The sequence below is a fragment of the Paraeggerthella hongkongensis genome (genome assembly GCF_003726035.1).
GTDB classification, from domain to species: Bacteria; Actinomycetota; Coriobacteriia; order Coriobacteriales; family Eggerthellaceae; genus Paraeggerthella; species Paraeggerthella hongkongensis.
Window position 1 is genome coordinate 1 of record NZ_QICD01000029.1, and the last position, 19,300, is coordinate 19,300.

Genomic DNA, 19,300 nt, shown 5'->3' on the forward strand with positions numbered 1-19,300 from the left:
CAAGGTGAAATCGGACACACTTTTTGAAACACCTAGAAGTTGGTGCGAAACAACTTCTAGGGTCTATTTTCTATTGATGAACTGGTAATACAGGGTAGAAATAGACACACTTTTTGAAACTTAACCCAAAACCAAGAAGGCCTCCTCGAGCGCTTGCAGCAGCGCCTGAGGAGGTCTTCGTCAAAGTTGGGGAGGGGTTGCAGGCTGGATCTGCCGAAGGTTTATTCGGCGACGCAGGCCTTCTCGATTTGCGCGATGATGGGATCGAGCGCGCCATCGACGTCGTATTCTTCCACGCGGCCTTCGTCGCACAGGCGCGCGAACGCAGGGTCGATGGGAAGGGTCGCGTACGCGGGGATATCGTAGCGTTCGGCAACGGCAGCGCCCTGGGGCTCTCCGAAAATGTGATGCTCTTTTTCGCAGTTGTCGCATTTGAAGTACGCCATGTTCTCCACCAAGCCCAGCAGCTCGACGTTCATGTCATGCGCCAGGTTCACGGCTTTGCCCACGATCATGGCTACGAGCTCCTGCGGGGCCGACACGGTGACGATGCCGTCTACCGGCAGCGACTGGAACACGGTGAGCAGCACATCCGAAGTTCCCGGAGGCATGTCCACGAACAGGTAATCTATCTCGCCCCAGTTGGTCTCGCTGTAGAACTGGCGAATGGCGTTGCTGACCACCGGGCCGCGCCATGCTACCGGCACGTCGTCTTTCGGGAGCATCAGGTTGGTGGACATGACCTTGATGCCGCTTTGGGTTTGACCGGGCAGGATGCCGTCGGCATCGGCTGTCAAGGGGTTGGTGATTCCGAACGTCTTGGGAATGGACGGGCCGGTTATGTCGGCGTCCAGGATTCCCACTTTGAACCCGCGCTTTTGCATTTGGCTGGCCAACAGACTGGTCACGAGCGATTTCCCCACGCCGCCCTTGCCCGAAACCACGCCGATGACGTGCTTGACGTTGCTGCGCGCGTTGGTATCGATGGTGGAGGGGCCTTGGGAAGTGCGATCCCCGCAACCGGATACGCCGCAGCTACCGCACTCGTGCGAACATTCTTCTGCCATGATTCCTTCTTTCTGGGTTTTCCGCGCCCGTCTGCGGCGGACGCGGCTCTCGTCATACCGCGCATGATAGCATAAGGCGAAACGACGCAATGGATGGAAAGCGGACTGCGCTCGATGCAATTCGCTGAAAAGGAGCGCGCATGCTGTTCGCAGACATCGACCTGATCGATCAAAACCTTGATTACCGAACGCATACATGGGTGGGCGTGAAGGACGGGCGCATCGCCTATGTCGACAGCGCGCCTCCTGAGGACGACGTTGCCCGTGCGTTCGGCGAGGTGTACGACGGGCGGGGGAGGCTGCTCATCCCTGCGTTCTACAATGCCCACGCCCACGCCCCCATGACGCTTTTGCGCGGCTATGCCGAGAATCTGCCCCTGCAAGCGTGGCTCAACGACGCCGTGTTTCCCTTCGAGGCGCGGATCACGCCCGAGGATTGTTATTGGGGCACGCTTTTGTCGTGCGCCGAGATGGCGCGTTACGGCGTGGTGGGTTTCTCCGATATGTACTATCACATGGACGAAGGCGCTCGCGCGGCCATGGATGCGGGAATCAAGATGAATCTGAGCGATTCTTTGATTGCGTTTGGGGACGTGGGGTTGGACGACCTTCCTCTCAAGGGACGTCTTGAACGGTTGATCGGGGACCTTCAAGGCGCTGCCGACGGTCGCATCGTGGTGGACTGCAACATTCATGCAGAGTACACCTCGAACCCGCGGGCGGTGGCGGACATGGCGGCATTCGCGCGCGAGAACGGGCTTCGCTTGCAGGTTCATGTGTCGGAAACGCAGCTGGAGCACGAGGAATGCAAGCAGCGCCATGGCGGTTTGACGCCCGTGCGCTATTTCGACAGCCTGGGCGTGCTGGACGGCCCGGTGACGGCCGCCCATTGCGTATGGGTGGACGACGGGGACATCGACGTGCTGGCGGGCAAGGGCGTGTACGTGGCGGCCAACCCTGCATCCAACATGAAGCTGGGAAGCGGGTTCGCTCCCATTCCGAAGATGCTCGAGCGCGGGGTGAACGTGTGCTTGGGCACCGATGGCATGGCGTCCAACAACAACCACGACATGATGCAGGACCTGTATTTGCTGGCGCTGCTGTACAAGGGCTCGTCGCAAGATCCGTCGGTGGTCACGCCCAAGCAGGCGCTTGCGGCCGCCACGCGCATGGGCGCGCTGTCTCAAGGCCGAGAGGATTGCGGTTTCGTGGGCGTGGGCGCAAGGGCGGACCTGTGCGTGGTCGACGTGACGGGGCCTTCGTGGGCGCCCATGACGAATCCGCTGGTGAACGTGGTGTACGCCGGTCATGGCGCGGACGTGTGCTTGACCATGTGCGACGGTCGGGTGGTGTATCGCGACGGCGCGTGGCCCACGCTCGACATCGAGCGGGCCAAAGCCGAGGTGGCCGCCCGCACGCAGCGCATCATCGGCGAACTGTAGGCTCGTTTCTCCGATGCGCCGCCGCACGCAGCGCATCGGCGCCTTCGGCATTTCTTTTTCGGGAACCTCGGGCAAACGTGTAACGTTTCCGTCGGCCGGATCGTCTAATGATGAAACGGCCGAACACGAGGAGGAAATGCTTTTGGATGATTTGATACAGCGCGCCCGAAAGGGCGACAGCGAGGCGTTCGTCGCGCTGTTCGAGCAAAGCAGGCCCGCGCTATGGCGAGCGGCTCTCGCGGTGCTCGGAAACGAATGCGACGCAGCCGACGCGCTGCAGGAGGCGGCCGTCAAAGCTTGGCAGGCCATCCCTCGATTCGAGGGGCGCAGCAGCGTGGGAACCTGGTTCATGCGCATAGCGTTGAGGGTTTCCTTCGACATCCGCGGCAAGCGAGGCCGCGAAGCCCCCTATGCCCCGGAGACGTTTCAGGTTGATGCGCCCTCGAACCGCGGCGACCGCGAAAGGGGCGGGGTCGATGCGGTTCCCCTCGATGATTTTCGCGTGATCGTCGGAGGGAAGCACCGAGCCGACCAAGACGAGGCGATGGACGTGCGCCGGGCGATCGCCCGACTTTCTCCTGACGACCGCCTGGTGCTCACGTTGTTCTACCTCGATGATTTCCCTACACAGCAGATTGCAGCCATATTGAACGCCTCGGAGGGCGCGGTGCGCGCGCGGCTGACGCGTGCGCGCGCTCGATTCAGAGACGCTTATTGCGGAAACGACAACCAGAAAGCGGAGGCAGCCCGATGACGCATCCTATGAACAACGATGACGAACTGCGCCGTTTGCTGGCGCGCGGCATGGGCGACCCCATGCCCTCCGAGGCTCGCGCCAAGCTCGAGCGCACGTACGCGACGCTCGATTCCATTCCTCAAATGCCGGCGAAATCCGCAACGGTCGCAGGCTCGAACATGCCGGCGGACAAGGGCGAGGCCGCGCATGCGGTTGCGGGGAAGCGCATGACCAGGCGCGGCTTCCTTGTGGCTGCGGCTGCTGCGGCGGCGGTGGCCATGCTGGGCGGCGTGGCGTATGCGGGATCCCATTTGCTGCAGATGCAGCCCGGCGACGCCTCGTTTTTCCAAGGCGGCAAGAACCTGCCCGTGTACAACAGTTTGCAGAAGGGGGTTTCCAGCTTGCAGGCCGATGTGGGGCAGACGGCGGAAGTGGACGGCGTGCGCGTGACGCTGGACTCCGTGTCGTGCGATCGAAGCATCGTGAACCTGTTCTTCACGTTGGACAAAGACGGCGGCTTCGACTTGTCGGAATTGTCGAACTACCAGGGTTCCCAGGAAAACGACTGGTCGAAGCTGCAGAACTTGGTCCCACGTTTCGGATACGAGCTGACAAGCAATGGCGAAGCTTTGGGCACCGGTTCCGTCAACCAGCTTGACGCGTACATGGAGGACGGCAAGGTGAAGGTCATGCAGCGCATCGTGCCGCAGTCCACGCTGCCCGACCAGGTGGATGTCGCGTTGAAGGGCTGGGCTCCTTGGAGCGTAGGTGCCGAAAGCGGTTCGACAAGCTTCTCGATGGATGCCGGTTTGGATTTGAGCACGGTCGACCAGCCGCGCGAACTGGGGTCGCAGGATTTGACGTTCTCCACGAGCGCAGGCGAGAAGACCATGGGCATCAAGCGCTTCACGTCGTCCGAGCTGGGCACGGTGATGGTGGTTCGCAACGACGAGGTGGAGACTGTCAAGGAGGACGGTCGGCCCCTGTACCGCGTACCGGACGGTGCGCTGGCGCCAAGGATGCTCAAGGTCGCCGATGACCAGGGCAACGTATTGGTGCCGGTGGGAGCGGGCGATGGAGGGGGCGTCAATCCGGCGGGGGACTACGTGGTGGAGTATGCGAACCTTTCCCCTGATGCGAAGAGCGTCACGTTCACGCCGATGCTGAACGCGGTGGATTGGGAGTCCCTTTCCGTTGACGAGCGCAAGACGCTCGGCGACGGAAACTCGCAGCAGATCGACGTTTCTCAGATAGGCGCGAAACTGCCCACGAGCGAATACGGCGGCTACGAGCTGGTCGGCTGGGACGTGAAGGACAGGACGGTGAGCATCGCGCTCAAGCCTTACGGCTGGCAGGCCATGGGCGGCTATATGGAGCTCATTCCCGAAGAAGACGCAACGCCCCTGGTGAGCACGTGGACGAATCCTGAAACCGGCGAGACGGGGCAAGGCTACCACTCGGCCGTTGTATGGACGAAGCGCGATTACTTGACGGGCGAACTGGTGCAGATGACGTCGTATTACGCGGCGAGCGACGAAGAGCTGCGCGGGTTGACGAGCTACGGCTATCGCAGCGCGTTCGGTGAATACCGCGAGGAGTCGGATGCGGCGCAGACCGTACCGTTCGCTTAAGGGCTTGCCGGTCGGCAGCGCTTGCTTGAGCTTGCCGAGCGCAGCGCATGGTCGCTGCGCTCGGCGGTTTAAGGCGCGGGCCACGTCGATCCCTGCGTGGCAGTTTACGCTCGGGATGTGGGCGCGAATCGGTACCTGTGACAATAGTTCGAGCGCCGAGAGCGCGTTTCCGGGCGACGTGCCGTTAAAAAGGCCTGGTCGTGTTTTGGCATGCGGCCAACATGCGGTTCCGATTGCGCTCGAAATTGTCATAGGTGCCGATTCGCGCCCACGTTTCGCGCACCTGCTTCCTGCTTCGCAGCGCATGGTCGCTGCGCTCGGCAAGGGCGGGCGACCTTCCTTGAGGCGGCACGGAAAGTTCAGCTAGGCGAACGGACGGAAAAGCACTATTCTGGATTGGTGATAATTCTGCGATGCTCAATCCGTCAGTTGCTCGCTGCACGCCTCCTGCCGTTTGCTGTGCAGGGCGTCGCGCGGCCTGGTTTGCGCTGGCGATCGAGCATGTCGATGGAAGGAACTGGCTTATGTTGAGGATCCCCGATGCGCGAATCGATGGCTTTATCGCCGAAGACGTGCCTTATATCGACCTGACGTGCGCAGTGCTCGGAATTGGCGACGAGCCGGGCGAGATGGACTATTTCACGCGCGAGGACTGCGTGCTGGCCGGCGTCGAGCCGGTGGAGCGCATCATGGCGAAGCTGGGCTGCCAGGTGGTTTCGGCCGCCGCCGACGGGGATCGCGTGATGGCGGGCGAGACGTTCATGAGCGTGCGCGGGCGTTCGGGCGATCTTCACGCAGCGTGGAAGGCGTGCCTTAACATGTTCGACCACCTGTCGGCTGTGGCTACGAAGACGCGCGCTATGGTGGATGCGGCGCATGCGGAGAATCCGCGCTGCGAGGTGCTGACCACGCGCAAGAGCATGCCGGGCGCGAAGGACCTGTTGACCGGGGCAGTCATGGCGGGCGGCGCGTTTCCCCACCGGCTGGGGCTGTCCGAAACCGTGCTCGTGTTCGACCATCACCTTGCGTTTTTCGGTGGATTCGATGCGTTCGTGGAACAGCTGCCCGTTGTCAAGGCGCGCTGCATCGAGAAGAAGCTGTTCGTGGAAGCGAGCGCCGAGCAGGCTCGCGTGTTGGCTCGGGCCGGGGTGGACGGCTTGCAATTGGACAAGATTCCCGTTGACGAGCTGGAATCGCTTGTCAAGGAGTTGCGAGGGATCGACCCTTGGTGCGTGCTGATTGCCGCGGGCGGCGTGAACGTTGGGAATGCGGGGGCCTATGCTGCCACGGGGGTGGACGGTCTGGCTACGACGGCTCCGTTTTCCGCCAAGCCGCTCGACATGAGCGTGCGCATGCGCGCGGTGTGATCGCGTGCGATCGTCGCGCGGCTTGGCGGTGCGACGATTCGGCTAGGATTGTTTCCCCAGCATCTTCTTGATACCCTTGCCGGCGATGACGGCTCCGCCGCCGATGGCGAGCAGGCCGGGACCGGGCAGGATGAGCATGGGGACGCCCAGCAGCATGATCGCGCCGCCCACGGCCGTCTGCACGGCGCCGCCTATCAGGTTGGGTTTGCCGGCGGCTGCTCCGTCGGTTCCGATGACCGCGGCATCGACGGCGGTTGCCTGCGCGCCGCCCTTTCCGTACGATGGCACGCGGAACGTTTGGCGGTTCGCTTGTTGCGCACCCCGGTCGGTGCCGCTTTCGCTGGCGACGGGGCTGACGTCGATGATGGGGTTCTGGCTGCTCATGATCTCCTCGCTTACGATGGGCCGCGATGTGCGGTCGCGTTTCTTTTCGATTATACGGGGCGCATGTTCTTGCGGTATCCGGCATCGCTTCTCTTCGCGGCATTGTCACCGTTCGGTAACGAGTCCTTTGCGACTTCTTCAAAGGTCTGCGGTCATTATCTGCTCGCGACCGGCGCTTGCATGCGATACACTGGTGGCAGCGGTTTTCGCGCGCACAGCGCGAAGGTGAAGTAGGCATGTAAGGCTCGACTGTGGTTCGCGCCTGGGGATTCATGGCGAAGGCGCAGGATCACGCAACACGAAAGTTGGTGGTCAACATGGCAGCTCCTGCTACCGAACACGTGCGCAACATCGTGCTGGTAGGCCAAGACGGCGCCGGCAAGACATCGCTCGCCGAAGCGATGCTGCACGTCAGCGGCCGTACGCCCCGCATGGGCACGACGCACGACGGGAAATCCTACCTCGATTACGACGATGAGGAGATCCGGCGCAAGTTTACTATCGGCACGTCCATCGCTCCCATTCCGTACAAGGACTACAAGATCAACCTGCTGGACACGTCTGGGCACCCCGATTTCATCGGCGACACGCTGGCTACCATGCAGGCGGCCGAGATGGCCTTGTTCGTAGTGGACGCCGTAGCAGGTCCGCAGGTCATGACCACCAAACTGTGGCGCGAGGCCGAGGACATGCGTCTTTCCCGCGCCGTGTTCATCAATCATATCGACCGCGAGAACGCCGACTTCGACACCGCCATGGCGCTTTTGCATGCGCGCTTCGGATCGCGCTTGGGCCCCGTCACCATCCCCATCGGCGTGGACGCGGATTTCAAGGGCGTCATCGACGTCATTCGCATGAAGGCCCGCTACTTCGACGAAGGCAGCGAGACGGAACGCGTGGAGGACATTCCCTCCGACTATGCTGAAGCTGCGCAAGCGGCTCGCGACAAGCTATGCGACCTGGTGGCCGAGGCCGATGACGAGCTGATGATGAAGTACCTCGATGGCGAGGAGCAGCTTACCCAGGAGGAGCTGGAGCAGCTGCTGGACAAGGCCATCGCGCAAGAGCTGTTCATTCCCGTGTTCGTGGGATCCACCATCATCAAGCAGGGCATCCAGGGGGTCATGGAGGACATCGCCACGTACTTCCCCCACCCCCGCCATCATGGCCGCTTCCGCTTGGCCAACGGCGAGGAAACGTTCGTGGACGAGACGGGCGAGCCTGCCGGGTTCGTGTTCAAGACGGTGTCCGATCCCTTTGTCGGTCGCTTGAGCTTCTTCAAGGTTATATCCGGCGTGCTCGAACCGGGCATGGAGCTGGTGAACGCCCGCACGGGCAAGAAGGACCGGCTAGGCCACCTGTACGTCATGATGGGCAAAGAGGCCACCGATGTGAAGAGCGCGAAGGCGGGCGACATCATCGTGGTCCCGAAGCTGACGGATACGCGCGCCGGCGATACGCTTTCGAAGTCGGGAACCGTTGCCATCGACCCGCTGCCGCTGCCCATACCGCAGTATCCGGTCGCTATCGAGGCCGTCAACAAGAAGGACGAGGACAAGCTGGGCACGTTTTTGACGCGCGCCGTTGAAAACGATCCGACGCTGCGCGTCAACCGCAACGAGGAGACGCATCAAACCGTCGTGACCGCTATGGGCGATGCCCAGGTGGACACGTTGCTGGCCCGGCTCAAGGAGCAGACGGGCGTCGAGGCGAAGCTGGTGCCCGTGCGCATCCCGTATCGCGAAACCATCTGCAAGGTCGCCGAGGCGCAGGGTCGCCACAAGAAGCAAACGGGCGGTGCCGGTCAGTTCGGCGATTGCTGGTTGCGCTTGGAGCCGAATCCTGGCGGCGGGTACGAGTTCTTGGACGAGATCGTGGGCGGCAAGATTCCGCGCGGGTTCATTCCGGCGGTCGACAAGGGCGTGCAGGATGCGATGACGGAGGGCTTCTTGGCCGGGTATCCCATGGTCGATGTCAAGTGCGCCGTGTTCGACGGCTCCTATCATGCGGTCGACTCCAACGAAATGGCGTTCAAGACTGCGGCGCGCATAGGCTTCCGCGCGGCATGCGATAAGGCTTCTCCCATTCTGCTCGAGCCGATGGCCACGCTTGACGTAACGGTGACCGAGGAATACGCCGGTCCCGTCATGGGCGACATCTCCACGCGCCGCGGGCGCATCGTGGGCACCGACTCCAACGATGCGGGAGAGACGGTCATCATGGTGCGCGTGCCGTACGCCGAGGTGGTTACGTATACGAAGGACCTGCGCTCGATCACGCGCGGATCGGGATCGTACTCCATCGAGCTGGAAGGATACGAGCCCGCGCCTGCTGAAGTGACGAAGAAGCTGGTCGAAGCGTACCAGGAGGCAAGGGCCGCAGGAAACTAGCATCGTTTGCGAGAGGCATGCGCAAGGCATGAGGCGCGTCGTCCGATTCGCTCGGACGGCGCGCCTTTTCGCGTGGTACGCCCGGCGTTTGGCGTGCTGGGGCGTGATCGACGTTGCGCCTGGCAGCTTCCGGGACGCGTGCGGCGACTGTGGATCAAGTGCGTCGGCGTCCTGTCCGGGCGGAATGCCTTGCGGTTCGTTCGAGCGACGCGACCGCCAGGAGGGCTGCGGCAGCTATGATGCTCGCGAGCGAGAACTCTGCGGATCGCGCGCTGTCCCCGGTTTTGGCGATGGCGGGTTCGGGCTGGGCGGAGGGCAGGGGATTGTTGGCAAGGTTTAGGCGCGCCTGCACCAAGGGCGTCTCCTGGTCTTGGCATGCAAGCTCGACGGGATGTTCGGTTCCGTCAAGTTGGTAGCCCTCCGGCGCCTTGATTTCCACCGCTTCGTAGCGGCCGAGCGGCAAGGGGCCGGTGGTTGCCGTTCCTGCATCGTCGGTGAGCAGCGTAGCCGCCACGTCGTCGGCCTGTAAAAGCACCGACCCGTCGGTAGCGACGACGTCGTGCGTCGCGCGAATCTCGTACAGCGCTTCGGGTAACGGTTCTTTGCTGGTCGCGTCCGTTTTCGCAACGGTTATGCAGCCTTGGGCCGGGCGGTTCGGGAATTCGGCTTCTGCATGGATGGATGGTTGCGAGGGGTCGCCGTAGACCAGCTCGACCCGCAGGGGCTCGGTTGCGCGGACGTAGCCTGGCGGCGCCTGCGTTTCGATGATCTCGTACGCGCCCAAATAAAGCCCCGTCGCGCGTGCCGACCCGCTGTCGTCCGAGGTGAGCGTCGCAACCGTCTCTCCTTGGGATGCGCGCGTGGTCCCGTCGGCGCTGACCACGTCTCGAGCGGCGCGCACTTCCCAGCTGATGCCGCGCTGCGCCAGGGGCAGCCCCGTTGCGGCGTCGGTCTTGCGAAGGGTCAGGCAAGCCGTTTGGGGTTTGTTCTCGATCGCGACGACCAGGGGGTCCTCCGGATCGCGTCCGCTTCCCGTGGCGAGAGAGAACGGCACGGGGCTTGCGTCCAATACGTAGCCGTGCGGAGGCGCGATTTCCTGCACCCAGTACGTTTCTTTGCCGTTGAGCTTTCCGGGCAGCAGGCAGCTGCCCGATTGGTCGGTGGCGAACTCGGTTTCAGCCTTTGCGTCGGCATCGGCGCTGAAAGCAACCGCGTTGCCGAAGCGATCGAGAATCCGAAACACGGTTCGTCCCGCTATCGTCCGGCCCGTATCCGCATCGCGTTTCACCACCTTCAGAAACGTCCCGGTATCGTTCTCGACCGTGTAGGAATAGGTGCGCGCGTGATCCGCCACGGTGACGGGAAACGCAGGGGCGGCCTGGTACCCGGCAGGCGTGGTGGCGGGGTCTTCCTGCACGAGGTACGTGCCGAAGGGCAGCGCCCCCGCCTGTTCGGCCTCCTTCGCGTGCGCGGTGGTGGCGCGGCCTTGATCGTCGGTGACGATGCGCGCTGCAACCTGCCCGGTTGCCTTGTGCACGATGTCGAACGCCACGCCCGCGAGCGGGCGCTTCTCGGCCTCGGTCCCCGTGGTTCCCTCGTCTGCGCCTACCTTGAGGATGGCGATGTCTCCGCGAATTACCTGATCGGGCACTTCGACGGCGTGGAACAGCGCGCCAAGCGGCTTATCGCCTGAAGCCGCGATCTGACAGGCGAAGGCCGACGGGTCGGGAAGCAAATACCCTTGCGGCGCCGAAACTTCGCGAACCACAAGGGTTCCCAGCGGCAGCCCCGACCCGGCGCCGTTCGACGGAAGCAGGGCGGGGTCGATGCGCGCAACGCCTTGCTCGTCGGTGACGGCCGTGAGGGTGAGCGTGGGCGGCAGCCCCGATGCGGCGGCCTCTTCCGGCGTTGCGAACGTGCCGGCGAAATGCTCGACTTGAAAAACCGCTCCGGCGAGGGTCGCATCGCCCTGTGCCTGCGAGATCCCCGATTCCGCATCGATCTTCAATGCGACGGGTTCGGCAAGGGCAAGCTGCGGTTCGTCGACGACCCTTGCAAGGGGCGCCTTTCCTTCGAGGCAGCTTTGCACGCTTAACGCCACGGGGTGGCTTCGCGTATCCAGGGCGTAGCCTTTCGGCGCCGACACCTCTTTGACCCAATACGATCCGGGCCATAAGGTCGCCTCGCTTTGCCCGTAGCCGTTTGCGTCCGTGACGATGAGCTGCACCTGGTTGGTGCAAGCGGCGTCATCGTATACGCCGTACACGGCGTTGGAGAGGCTGTAGCAGGGGTTTTCGTTCGTTACCGCGGGCGCTGACGACGTCTTTTGCACGCCGATGGATCCGGTCAAAGGAGGCTCCCAGCTGTTTGCGTAAGAGGTTTTGCCCCCTTCGACAACGATGGTCTGGCCTGGTTCGTCCAGGGCGTAGCCGGGCGATGCCGCGGTTTCTACGAGTCGGTATCGACCAAGGGGAACGTCGGTTGCCGTCGCTTTCCCCTTGGCGTCGGTGGTCAAGGAAGCGCATGCCGAGCCGTCTGCGGAAACCAGCTGGTATCGGGCTCCTTCGACGGACGCTTCGGGCATGGTGCTTTCGTACGCTGGGTTCCCGTGTTTTTGAAGCTCGATCGATCCGTGCAGGTAGATGGTGAACTCGCCGACGTTCTGCGCGCCTAGGGGCGAGTAGTGGTTCGGGTACATGCCCGCGCCCGAGCAGTCGACGGCGATCGCATAGCCGCCGTTGCCAAGGCGCGTTCCCGTGAACGGGTAGTGCCCTGGAAGCGGGGTTCCGTACATCGGGCCCGACGTGCAGTACCCCGTGGCTTCGATGCCGTACTGGGGGAACCGCACGATGAACGTGTTGCCTCCCATCGGCCCGTCGATTTCGGGGTTGGTGCATTCGACGTAGCAGGTGCCGTTGATGGTCGAGGGCGCAGCGTGCGCCGGTTGCGGCGCACAGCAGGGGAGGCTTGCGAGCAGGGCTATGCCCAGCGCTGCGAGAAACCAGACGAGCGCTCCTCGGTCGGATGCTTCGGAGCGAAAGGGCTTCAGCTGTTCGAAGCCCTTTCCGCCTTCCGCACGGTTGTTTGCGCGACGCCGATCCATGGCCGTTCCCTTTCTCGCCGATGGCGGCACCAGCGCGATGCCGTGGTTCCATCATAGCGAGGCGTTCTAGCAGGTTCATGACGTGCGTCTAGCGAAAACCCACGCGGTTTCGCGCTGTTTCCAGCGCGCATGCGGCACGCTTTTCGCGTAGGTCATGCGCGTGTCCAGCGCGTTACCGCCCTGATTCTGCCGCCGTTCCAGCAGAATTCTAGCGCGGCTCAAGCACGCGCTTCTCATCAGGTGAAATGACGTTGCAGAGCAGTCGGTCGGAACGCGCGAAGCAACGGCGCAGGCGTGTCGTGCGCTTCGGGAAAGATGCGTTTATTGAGCAAATTCGCAACAACGCCGGGCGCTCGCAGCTTTGGGCCGACCCCTTGAATTACAATAGCGCACGTCAAAAACGTCTTCGAGCCGCGCTCGAATCCCGATCGCGCGGCGTTTTCCGAATGACCCGCGTGCGTTAGGAGCATCGTCATGTGCGGAATCGTTGGATATACGGGCCGTCGTCCCGTTCAGGACATCCTCATCGAAGGGCTTTCCCGGCTTGAGTACCGCGGCTACGACTCGGCCGGCATCGCCATCGAGCAGGACGGCGCGTTGGAGGCCGTCCATCGCAAGGGCAAGGTGAGCAGCCTGGCCCACACGCTCGGTCATTTCAACTTCACCGGCACCTGCGGCATCGGGCATACGCGTTGGGCCACGCATGGGCGTCCGAGCGAGGCGAACGCGCATCCGCACACGTCGTGCGACGGCCGCATCGCGGTGGTGCACAACGGCATCATCGAGAACTTCGCCGAACTGCGCGAAGAGCTGGAGGGGCTCGGCCATGTTTTCACCAGCCAGACCGATACCGAGGTCATCCCTCATCTGGTGGAGGAGGCATACCGTGAAAGCCACGACCTCATGCAGGCCGTGCGCGAGGCCGCCGATCGGCTGATCGGCGCATACGCCATCGCGGTGATCAGCGCCGACGAGCCGGGAACGCTGGTGGTTTCGCGCAAGGACTCGCCGCTGGTGGTGGGGCTTGCCGACGACGGCGCGTACGTTGCCAGCGACATCATCGCCGTGATCGACGCCACGCGCGACGTGGCGGTGCTGTCGGACGGCGACATCGCCAAGCTGACGCCGGAATCCTCGGAGTTCTTCAACGCCCACGGCGAGCGCTTCCAACCCGAGATCACGCATGTGGATTGGGACGTCGACGTGGCGGAGAAGGGCGGCTACCCCGATTTCATGCTCAAGGAGATCCACGAGCAGCCGCGCGTTATCCGCGACACGTTGGCGGGTCGCCTGGTCAACGGCGCTCTGGCCATCGACGAGCTTGATCTGTCCGTCGAGGAACTCAACCTGATCGACCGCGTGTACGTTATCGCGTGCGGCACGTCGTACCACGCCGGGCTCATCGCGAAGAACCTGATCGAGGGCTGGGCGCGCATCCCGACGGAGGTCGAGGTCGCCAGCGAGTTCCGCTATCGCAATCCCATCATCACGCCCACCACGCTCGTGGTGGCCGTGTCGCAGTCCGGCGAGACGGCTGATACGCTGGCCGCCATTCGCGACGCCCGCGTGAAAGGCGCGCGCGTGTTCGGCATCACCAACGTGGTGGGATCTCCCGTTGCGCGCGAAAGCGACGGCGTGATCTACACGAAGGCGAACAAGGAGATCGCGGTGGCGTCCACGAAGTCCTTCTTGGGGCAGGTGGTGTCGCTGACGCTTCTGGCGATGCTGTTGGCCCAGGTGAAGGGCAAGCTCAAGATGAACCAAGTGCGCCTTCTGTTCCGCGAGCTGGCCGACACCGCCGATCAAGTCGAGCGCATTCTGGCCGACACGTCGGCTGTCGACGAAGCGGCGCGCGCGTGCAAGGACGCGGCCAGCGCGCTGTTCGTCGGACGCGGCATGGGCGCCGCCATCAGCTACGAAGGCGCGCTCAAGCTCAAGGAGATCAGTTACCTGCACGCCGAGGCGTACCCGGCGGGCGAGATGAAGCACGGCCCCATCGCGCTTCTCGACGAGGGCTTCCCCGTTATCGCCGTGGCCACGAAAAGCCCGGTCTACGACAAGTTGATCTCCAACTTGCAGGAAAGCAAGGCGCGCGGGGCCATGGTGGTGGCCATCGCCACCGAGGGCGATCAGGAGATCGGGCAGCATGCCGATCACGTCATCTACATCCCGAAAGTGCGCGATGCGTTCTCCGCGATCACGGCGAGCGTGCCGCTGCAGCTGTTCGCCCGCGCCATCGCCGTCGAGCGAGGGTGCGATGTGGATCAGCCGCGCAATTTGGCGAAGAGCGTGACCGTTGAATAGGGAAGGGGAGTTCGTGGAACAGGGCAAGCGTGTGGATTCGTCCGATGCCGCCGACATGTTCGGCGTTGTGGAGGGTGCGGTTGGCCTGGGCATGGACATCGTGGAGATCGCTCGGATGCGAGCGATCTTGCAGCGCACCCCCAGCTTCCGTACGCGCGTGTTCTCCGAGGACGAGCGCGCGTACTGCGACGGCACCGCCACGCCCGAGGTGCATTACGCCACGCGCTTCGCGGCGAAAGAGGCCGTGGTGAAGGCGCTCGGCACGGGGTTCTCCCGGGGCATCGGCGTACGCGATATCGAAGTGCGGCGCAATGCGAAGGGGCGCCCCTATGTGGTGCTGTCCGGACGTGCGAAGGAGATCGCGCGCGAGCAGGGCGTTCGCGAGCTTCCGCTTTCCCTGTCCTACACGCATACCGATGCGGTGGCATGCGCGATGGCCATCACCGAGGATTCCGTGCGCGTCCAAGAGGAGCGGGTGAACCCCATGGAGGAGCTTGCGAAGCAGTTCAAGGAGGCACGCAGCATGCTCGATGAGCTGGACGCGCCGAAGAAGGCCGACCCGGCCTCGTAGGCGGGCCGGTTGGGGCGCGGATGCAGCTGGATACGGCTTGGGCGGCGCTCGTCTTTTGCTCAATTCTGCCCCAAATGTTGCGCTTTCCAAGCCGCTGGTCCCTTTTGCCGATCTTCCTTTGAGCTCCGAGTCCTGTTGTCCCAGTTCGCAGGGGTGCGGTTTTCAGAGGCGTTGGGCCATGCGCAACATTGAGGCAAGAATCGTGCAGGTGGGGATCGCCGTCATGTCCGCGTCAAGCTTGCCGGCGCGCATCCGGTCGGACGCCGACTCAAGCGTTGGTTGGCCCGCGGGATCTCGAGGGCGGTTTTAGCGCGCGGGGCGGCGCTGGGGCCGTTCGCGCGAAGGGCCGTTTCGCTTGGGGTATACTGGACAGCGCGGAGCGCTTCGGAAAGGCGGTTGCTATGGACGGTGTGCGCACATGCACTTTGGGCGAGCTGGCCGCCCTTCTTCCGTTGCCGGCGGAAGATGCGAACAAATACTCGCGTGGCAAATTGACGGCTGTGGTGGGCAGCGCGCGTTATCCGGGCGCGGCTTGCCTGACGGCGTGCGCTGCCGAGCGCATGGGCGCGGGCTATACGGAAGTGGTCACCCATGATCGCGCCGTGGATTTGGTTCGCGCCGCCAGCCATTCTCTTGTGGTGAGGCCTCGGTCGACGTTCTCGGCGGCCGATCTGGCGCCATCGCGTCCCGGCAAGCCGTGCGCGTATGCGGTGGGCAGCGGTTTCGATTCGACCGACGGCGAGTCTGCGCGTTTGGTGCATGCGCTGATTAAGCATGCCGAGGCTCCCGTGCTGGTGGACGGCGGCGGTCTTGATGCGCTTGCATGTGCCAAGGGCCGTCGCTTGCTCAAGCAGCGGTTCGTTCGGGGGCTTTCCACCGTGATCACGCCCCATGCGGGCGAGGCGGCCCGCTTGGCGGTTCCGTTTTCCCTGCCCCTGGACGATCCTGCTGCCCTTGCGCGTCTGATTGCGCTTGCGTACGGCGTGATCGCCCTGGTGAAGGGTCCTGTGACGTATGCTTCGGACGGTGATCGGGTGGTATGCGTGGAGGGCGGGACGCCGGCGTTGGCGAAAGCGGGAACGGGCGACGTGCTGGCCGGCATGACGGGCGCGCTTCTGGCGCAGGGCTTGGGCGCTCTTGATGCGTGCGTGCTGGCTGCGACCCTGCATGCGGGGGCTGGACGCCTTGCCCAGGCGCGCTTGACTTCCGTGTGCTCGGTTGCCCAGGACGTTATCGACGAGATTCCCCGTGCTGTTTCGGCGCTTATCGAATCAGGCGCGCAACAGTGCGAAAACGGTCTTCTGACAGCGACTCCGCCGCATGTGGGTGCGCTACAATGAATCAGGCGACGCCGTGGGGGCGTCGAAACGCTTGTGAAGGAGCCATCCATGGATACGACGAAAAAGCATGATTGGGGCCTGGTTGTCGCAGGTATCATGCTCATAGCATGCGCGTTCTTTTTCCTGCTTGCACCGGGTTTGACTCTCGTGACCATCACAGCCATCGCGGGCGCGGCGTTTCTCGTGTCCGGCGTGTTCGACATCATCAGCTACATCAGGTTCCATAAGGCTATGAACTTGTCGGGGTGGGTGATTGCCTATGCCGTGCTGGACATCTTGATCGGTTTGATGTTCTTGCTGCATCCTTTGGCGTTCGCTGCGGTCATTCCATGGATCATGGGCGCGTTTTTCCTGGCATTCGGCGTGTTCGAGGTTGTCGGCGCGTTCAAGATCCGCAAAAGCGGCGTTCCCATGTGGGGTTGGATGGTGTTCTCCGGCCTGGTGAGCGTCCTGTGCGGCTTGACGTTTTTCTTCTCGCCTGCTTCGTTCAGCGTGTTCTTGTCCGTGTTCGTCCTGATGCGCGGCGTGTCGATGATCTTCTACGGATGGAATGCCGGCAAGGCTATGATGGCATAAGGTTGCCGGCGCTCGCTGCGGGCGCGCATGGTAGAATCTCATATCGATATCAACGAAGGCCCCGAACTCATCGGGGCCTTCTTCCCGAATAGCGGCGAAGGCGGGAGAAGCGACCATGGCAGACGAACGGCAAACCCTGCTCGACGAGCGTGCGCTCGCGGAAGCAACCAGCGATCCGGCGGCGCGCGTGGAAGCGCTGCGGCGCGAAATCGAGCATCATACCTATTTATATTACGCCAACGATGCACCTGAGATATCCGACGCGGCGTTCGACTCGCTTATGCGCGAGCTGCGCGAGCTGGAGACGGCGCATCCTGATCTGATCGACCCCGCAAGCCCCACGCAGCGCGTGGGCGGCTACGTGGGCGACCAGTTCGCTCCCGTGCGCCATGCGCGCAGGATGTACTCGCTCGACAACGCCATGGACTTGGAAGAGCTGGACGCGTGGCTCGACCGCGTGGTCGAGGCGTTCGGTCGCATGGTGCCGGTGTGCTGCGAGCTCAAGATCGACGGGTCGTCTATAGCCCTTACGTACGAAGGCGCGCGTCTGGTGCGCGCGGCGACGCGCGGCGACGGCACGACGGGCGAGGACGTCACCGCCAACATGCGCACGGTCAAGGACGTGCCGCTGCGCATGCGCGAGCAGGGCGTGGCGGGCTTGGTCGATCCAGACGGCTCCGTCGAGCTGCGCGGCGAGGTGTACATGCCGAAGTCGAGCTTCGAATCCCTGAACGCGGCCGCTGAAGCCAACGGCAAGCAGGCGTTTGCCAATCCCCGCAACGCCGCCGCCGGCAGCTTGCGCCAAAAAGACCCTTCCATCACGGCTCATCGCGATCTGTCGACGTTCGTCTACGCGGTTGCCGACGAGCGCGGGCTGCATGCCGCAGGGCAATGGGAACTGCTGCAGTGGCTGCGCGAAGCCGGCTTCCACGTCAATCCCGACGTCGAGCTGTGCCAGACGGCTGAGGCGGTGCATGCGTTCTGCGAACGCGCGCTCGAACGGCGCGAGGAGCTGCCGTACGAGATCGACGGCGTGGTGGTCAAGGTGAACTCCTTCTCGCAACAGGAGTCGATGGGCTACACGGCGCGCGCGCCGCGGTGGGCTATCGCGTTCAAATTCCCGCCCGAGGAAAAGACCACGCTTTTACGCGACATTACCGTGCAAGTGGGGCGTACCGGCAAGCTTACGCCGGTAGCCGAGCTGGATCCGGTGGTCGTGGCTGGCTCGACCGTTGCCCGAGCCACGCTCCATAATGAAGACGAGGTGCAGCGCAAGGACGTGCGCGTGGGCGATACCGTTATCATCCGCAAGGCGGGCGACGTCATTCCCGAGGTGCTGGGCCCGGTCCTTTCGCTGCGCCCGGCCGATGCCGCGTCGTGGCGCATGCCCGGCGCCTGCCCCAGCTGCGGCAGCCCCGTCATTCGCGAAGAGGGCGAGGTGGACTTCCGCTGTATTTCCATCGATTGCCCGGCGCAGGCTTTGGAGCGCCTGCTCCATTGGGCGAGCCGCGGGGCTATGGACATCGACGGCATGGGCGAGGAAATCGTGTCGCGCCTGGTGGAGAGCGGTCGGTTGACCGACGTTGCCGATTACTACACGCTGGACGAGGCGGAGCTTTCGCTTTTGGACATGGGCCGCGTGAACAAGGACGGCGATCCCATTCGGCTGGGATCGACCGTGGCGAAGAAGCTGGTGGCCGCCATCGACGAAAGTCGGACGCGATCTTTCGCGCGCGCGTTGTTCGGCTTGGGTATCCGTCACGTGGGCAAGACCATCGCCGAGCTGCTGGCTGCTGCGTATCCGAGCGCCGATGCGCTTATGGAGGCAACCGAAGATGATCTGGCCGCCATCGACGGCGTGGGCCCGAAGATCGCGCGGAGCGCGTACCTGTTTTTGCGCACGCCCGACAACGTGGCCGTGATCGAGCGTTTGCGCAAGCATGGCGTGGCGTTGGAGGACGAAGCCGCCGCTGCTGGCGATCAGCTGCCCCAGACGCTTGCGGGTTTGACGTTCGTGCTGACGGGATCGCTTGTGGAAAGCGGGATGACGCGCGACGAGGCGGGCGGCGCCCTGAAAGCGCGCGGCGCCAAGGTGTCGAGCAGCGTGTCGAAGAAGACCAGCTTCGTGGTGGCCGGCGAGGCGGCTGGCAGCAAGTACGACAAGGCAGTTTCCCTGGGCGTCCCCATCTTGGACGAAGCGGCGCTGCTGCGCATTCTGGAAACGGGGGAGGCCCCGTCGTCCGAAGCGGGCGCGTAGGGATCTGCGGGTCGGCCTTCCGTTCACGGCGGGAAGCGCGCGTCTACCGAGGAAGTTACGATATAGAAGTCCGTAACACCCCGGCCCCGTTTTGCATGCTATAGTGTGTTACGCAAATAGAAACCGTAACAC

13 protein-coding genes are annotated in these 19,300 nt (G+C 63.5%); 10 read left to right on the forward strand and 3 right to left on the reverse strand.

The genetic code is table 11. The annotated features are described in order from the left end of the window. Nucleotides 1-221: 221 nt before the first annotated feature. A complete protein-coding gene (locus DMP08_RS10555) occupies nucleotides 222-1,067 on the reverse strand; it encodes an Mrp/NBP35 family ATP-binding protein (protein ID WP_123192850.1) in 846 nt (281 codons plus the stop codon). 140 nt (nucleotides 1,068-1,207) lie between these two features. On the opposite strand from DMP08_RS10555, the gene DMP08_RS10560 reads away from it, so the two are divergent. From DMP08_RS10560 to modD, 4 genes are all read left to right on the forward strand, one after another. Then, nucleotides 1,208-2,509: an amidohydrolase family protein gene (locus DMP08_RS10560; protein ID WP_123192851.1), complete on the forward strand. Its 1,302-nt coding sequence runs from the start codon at nucleotides 1,208-1,210 to the stop codon at nucleotides 2,507-2,509. A 136-nt stretch (nucleotides 2,510-2,645) separates the two neighbouring features. Further along, on the forward strand, nucleotides 2,646-3,263 hold the full coding sequence (locus DMP08_RS10565; RefSeq protein ID WP_244596941.1) for an RNA polymerase sigma factor: 618 nt from the start codon (nucleotides 2,646-2,648) through the stop codon (nucleotides 3,261-3,263). Beyond that, nucleotides 3,260-4,876 (forward strand): DUF4179 domain-containing protein, encoded by a 1,617-nt coding sequence (locus tag DMP08_RS10570; protein WP_123192852.1) that lies wholly within the window; start codon nucleotides 3,260-3,262, stop codon nucleotides 4,874-4,876. The genes DMP08_RS10565 and DMP08_RS10570 overlap by 4 nt, the downstream gene beginning before the upstream one ends. A 524-nt stretch (nucleotides 4,877-5,400) precedes the next feature. After that, nucleotides 5,401-6,243: a ModD protein gene (gene modD / locus DMP08_RS10575; RefSeq protein ID WP_123192853.1), complete on the forward strand. Its 843-nt coding sequence runs from the start codon at nucleotides 5,401-5,403 to the stop codon at nucleotides 6,241-6,243. A 42-nt stretch (nucleotides 6,244-6,285) separates the two neighbouring features. Here the strand turns inward: modD and DMP08_RS10580 are convergent, their stop codons facing one another. Continuing rightward, a complete protein-coding gene (locus DMP08_RS10580) occupies nucleotides 6,286-6,627 on the reverse strand; it encodes a hypothetical protein (protein ID WP_123192854.1) in 342 nt (113 codons plus the stop codon). A gap of 317 nt (nucleotides 6,628-6,944) precedes the next feature. On the opposite strand from DMP08_RS10580, the gene DMP08_RS10585 reads away from it, so the two are divergent. Next, nucleotides 6,945-9,017 (forward strand): elongation factor G, encoded by a 2,073-nt coding sequence (locus tag DMP08_RS10585; RefSeq protein WP_170158416.1) that lies wholly within the window; start codon nucleotides 6,945-6,947, stop codon nucleotides 9,015-9,017. 154 nt (nucleotides 9,018-9,171) lie between these two features. On the opposite strand, the gene DMP08_RS10590 is transcribed toward DMP08_RS10585, so the two are convergent. Continuing rightward, nucleotides 9,172-12,120 carry an MSCRAMM family protein gene (locus DMP08_RS10590; protein WP_123192855.1) on the reverse strand — a complete coding sequence of 983 codons (2,949 nt, stop codon included), beginning with the start codon at nucleotides 12,118-12,120 and terminating at the stop codon, nucleotides 9,172-9,174. 474 nt (nucleotides 12,121-12,594) lie between these two features. On the opposite strand from DMP08_RS10590, the gene glmS reads away from it, so the two are divergent. From glmS to ligA, 5 genes are all read left to right on the forward strand, one after another. Further along, complete coding sequence (gene glmS, locus DMP08_RS10600) at nucleotides 12,595-14,424, forward strand: glutamine--fructose-6-phosphate transaminase (isomerizing) (protein WP_123192857.1); 1,830 nt, start codon at nucleotides 12,595-12,597, stop codon at nucleotides 14,422-14,424. A gap of 13 nt (nucleotides 14,425-14,437) precedes the next feature. After that, entirely contained in the window at nucleotides 14,438-14,995 is a 558-nt protein-coding gene (acpS, locus tag DMP08_RS10605; protein ID WP_244596943.1) for a holo-ACP synthase, read from the forward strand. Nucleotides 14,996-15,396: 401 nt separating this feature from the next. Next, nucleotides 15,397-16,335 (forward strand): NAD(P)H-hydrate dehydratase, encoded by a 939-nt coding sequence (locus tag DMP08_RS10610; RefSeq protein WP_123192858.1) that lies wholly within the window; start codon nucleotides 15,397-15,399, stop codon nucleotides 16,333-16,335. A gap of 48 nt (nucleotides 16,336-16,383) precedes the next feature. Further along, on the forward strand, nucleotides 16,384-16,911 hold the full coding sequence (locus tag DMP08_RS10615) for an HdeD family acid-resistance protein (protein WP_123192859.1): 528 nt from the start codon (nucleotides 16,384-16,386) through the stop codon (nucleotides 16,909-16,911). Nucleotides 16,912-17,026: 115 nt separating this feature from the next. Beyond that, nucleotides 17,027-19,168 carry an NAD-dependent DNA ligase LigA gene (gene ligA / locus DMP08_RS10620; RefSeq protein WP_123192860.1) on the forward strand — a complete coding sequence of 714 codons (2,142 nt, stop codon included), beginning with the start codon at nucleotides 17,027-17,029 and terminating at the stop codon, nucleotides 19,166-19,168. The last annotated feature ends 132 nt before the right edge of the window (nucleotides 19,169-19,300 follow it).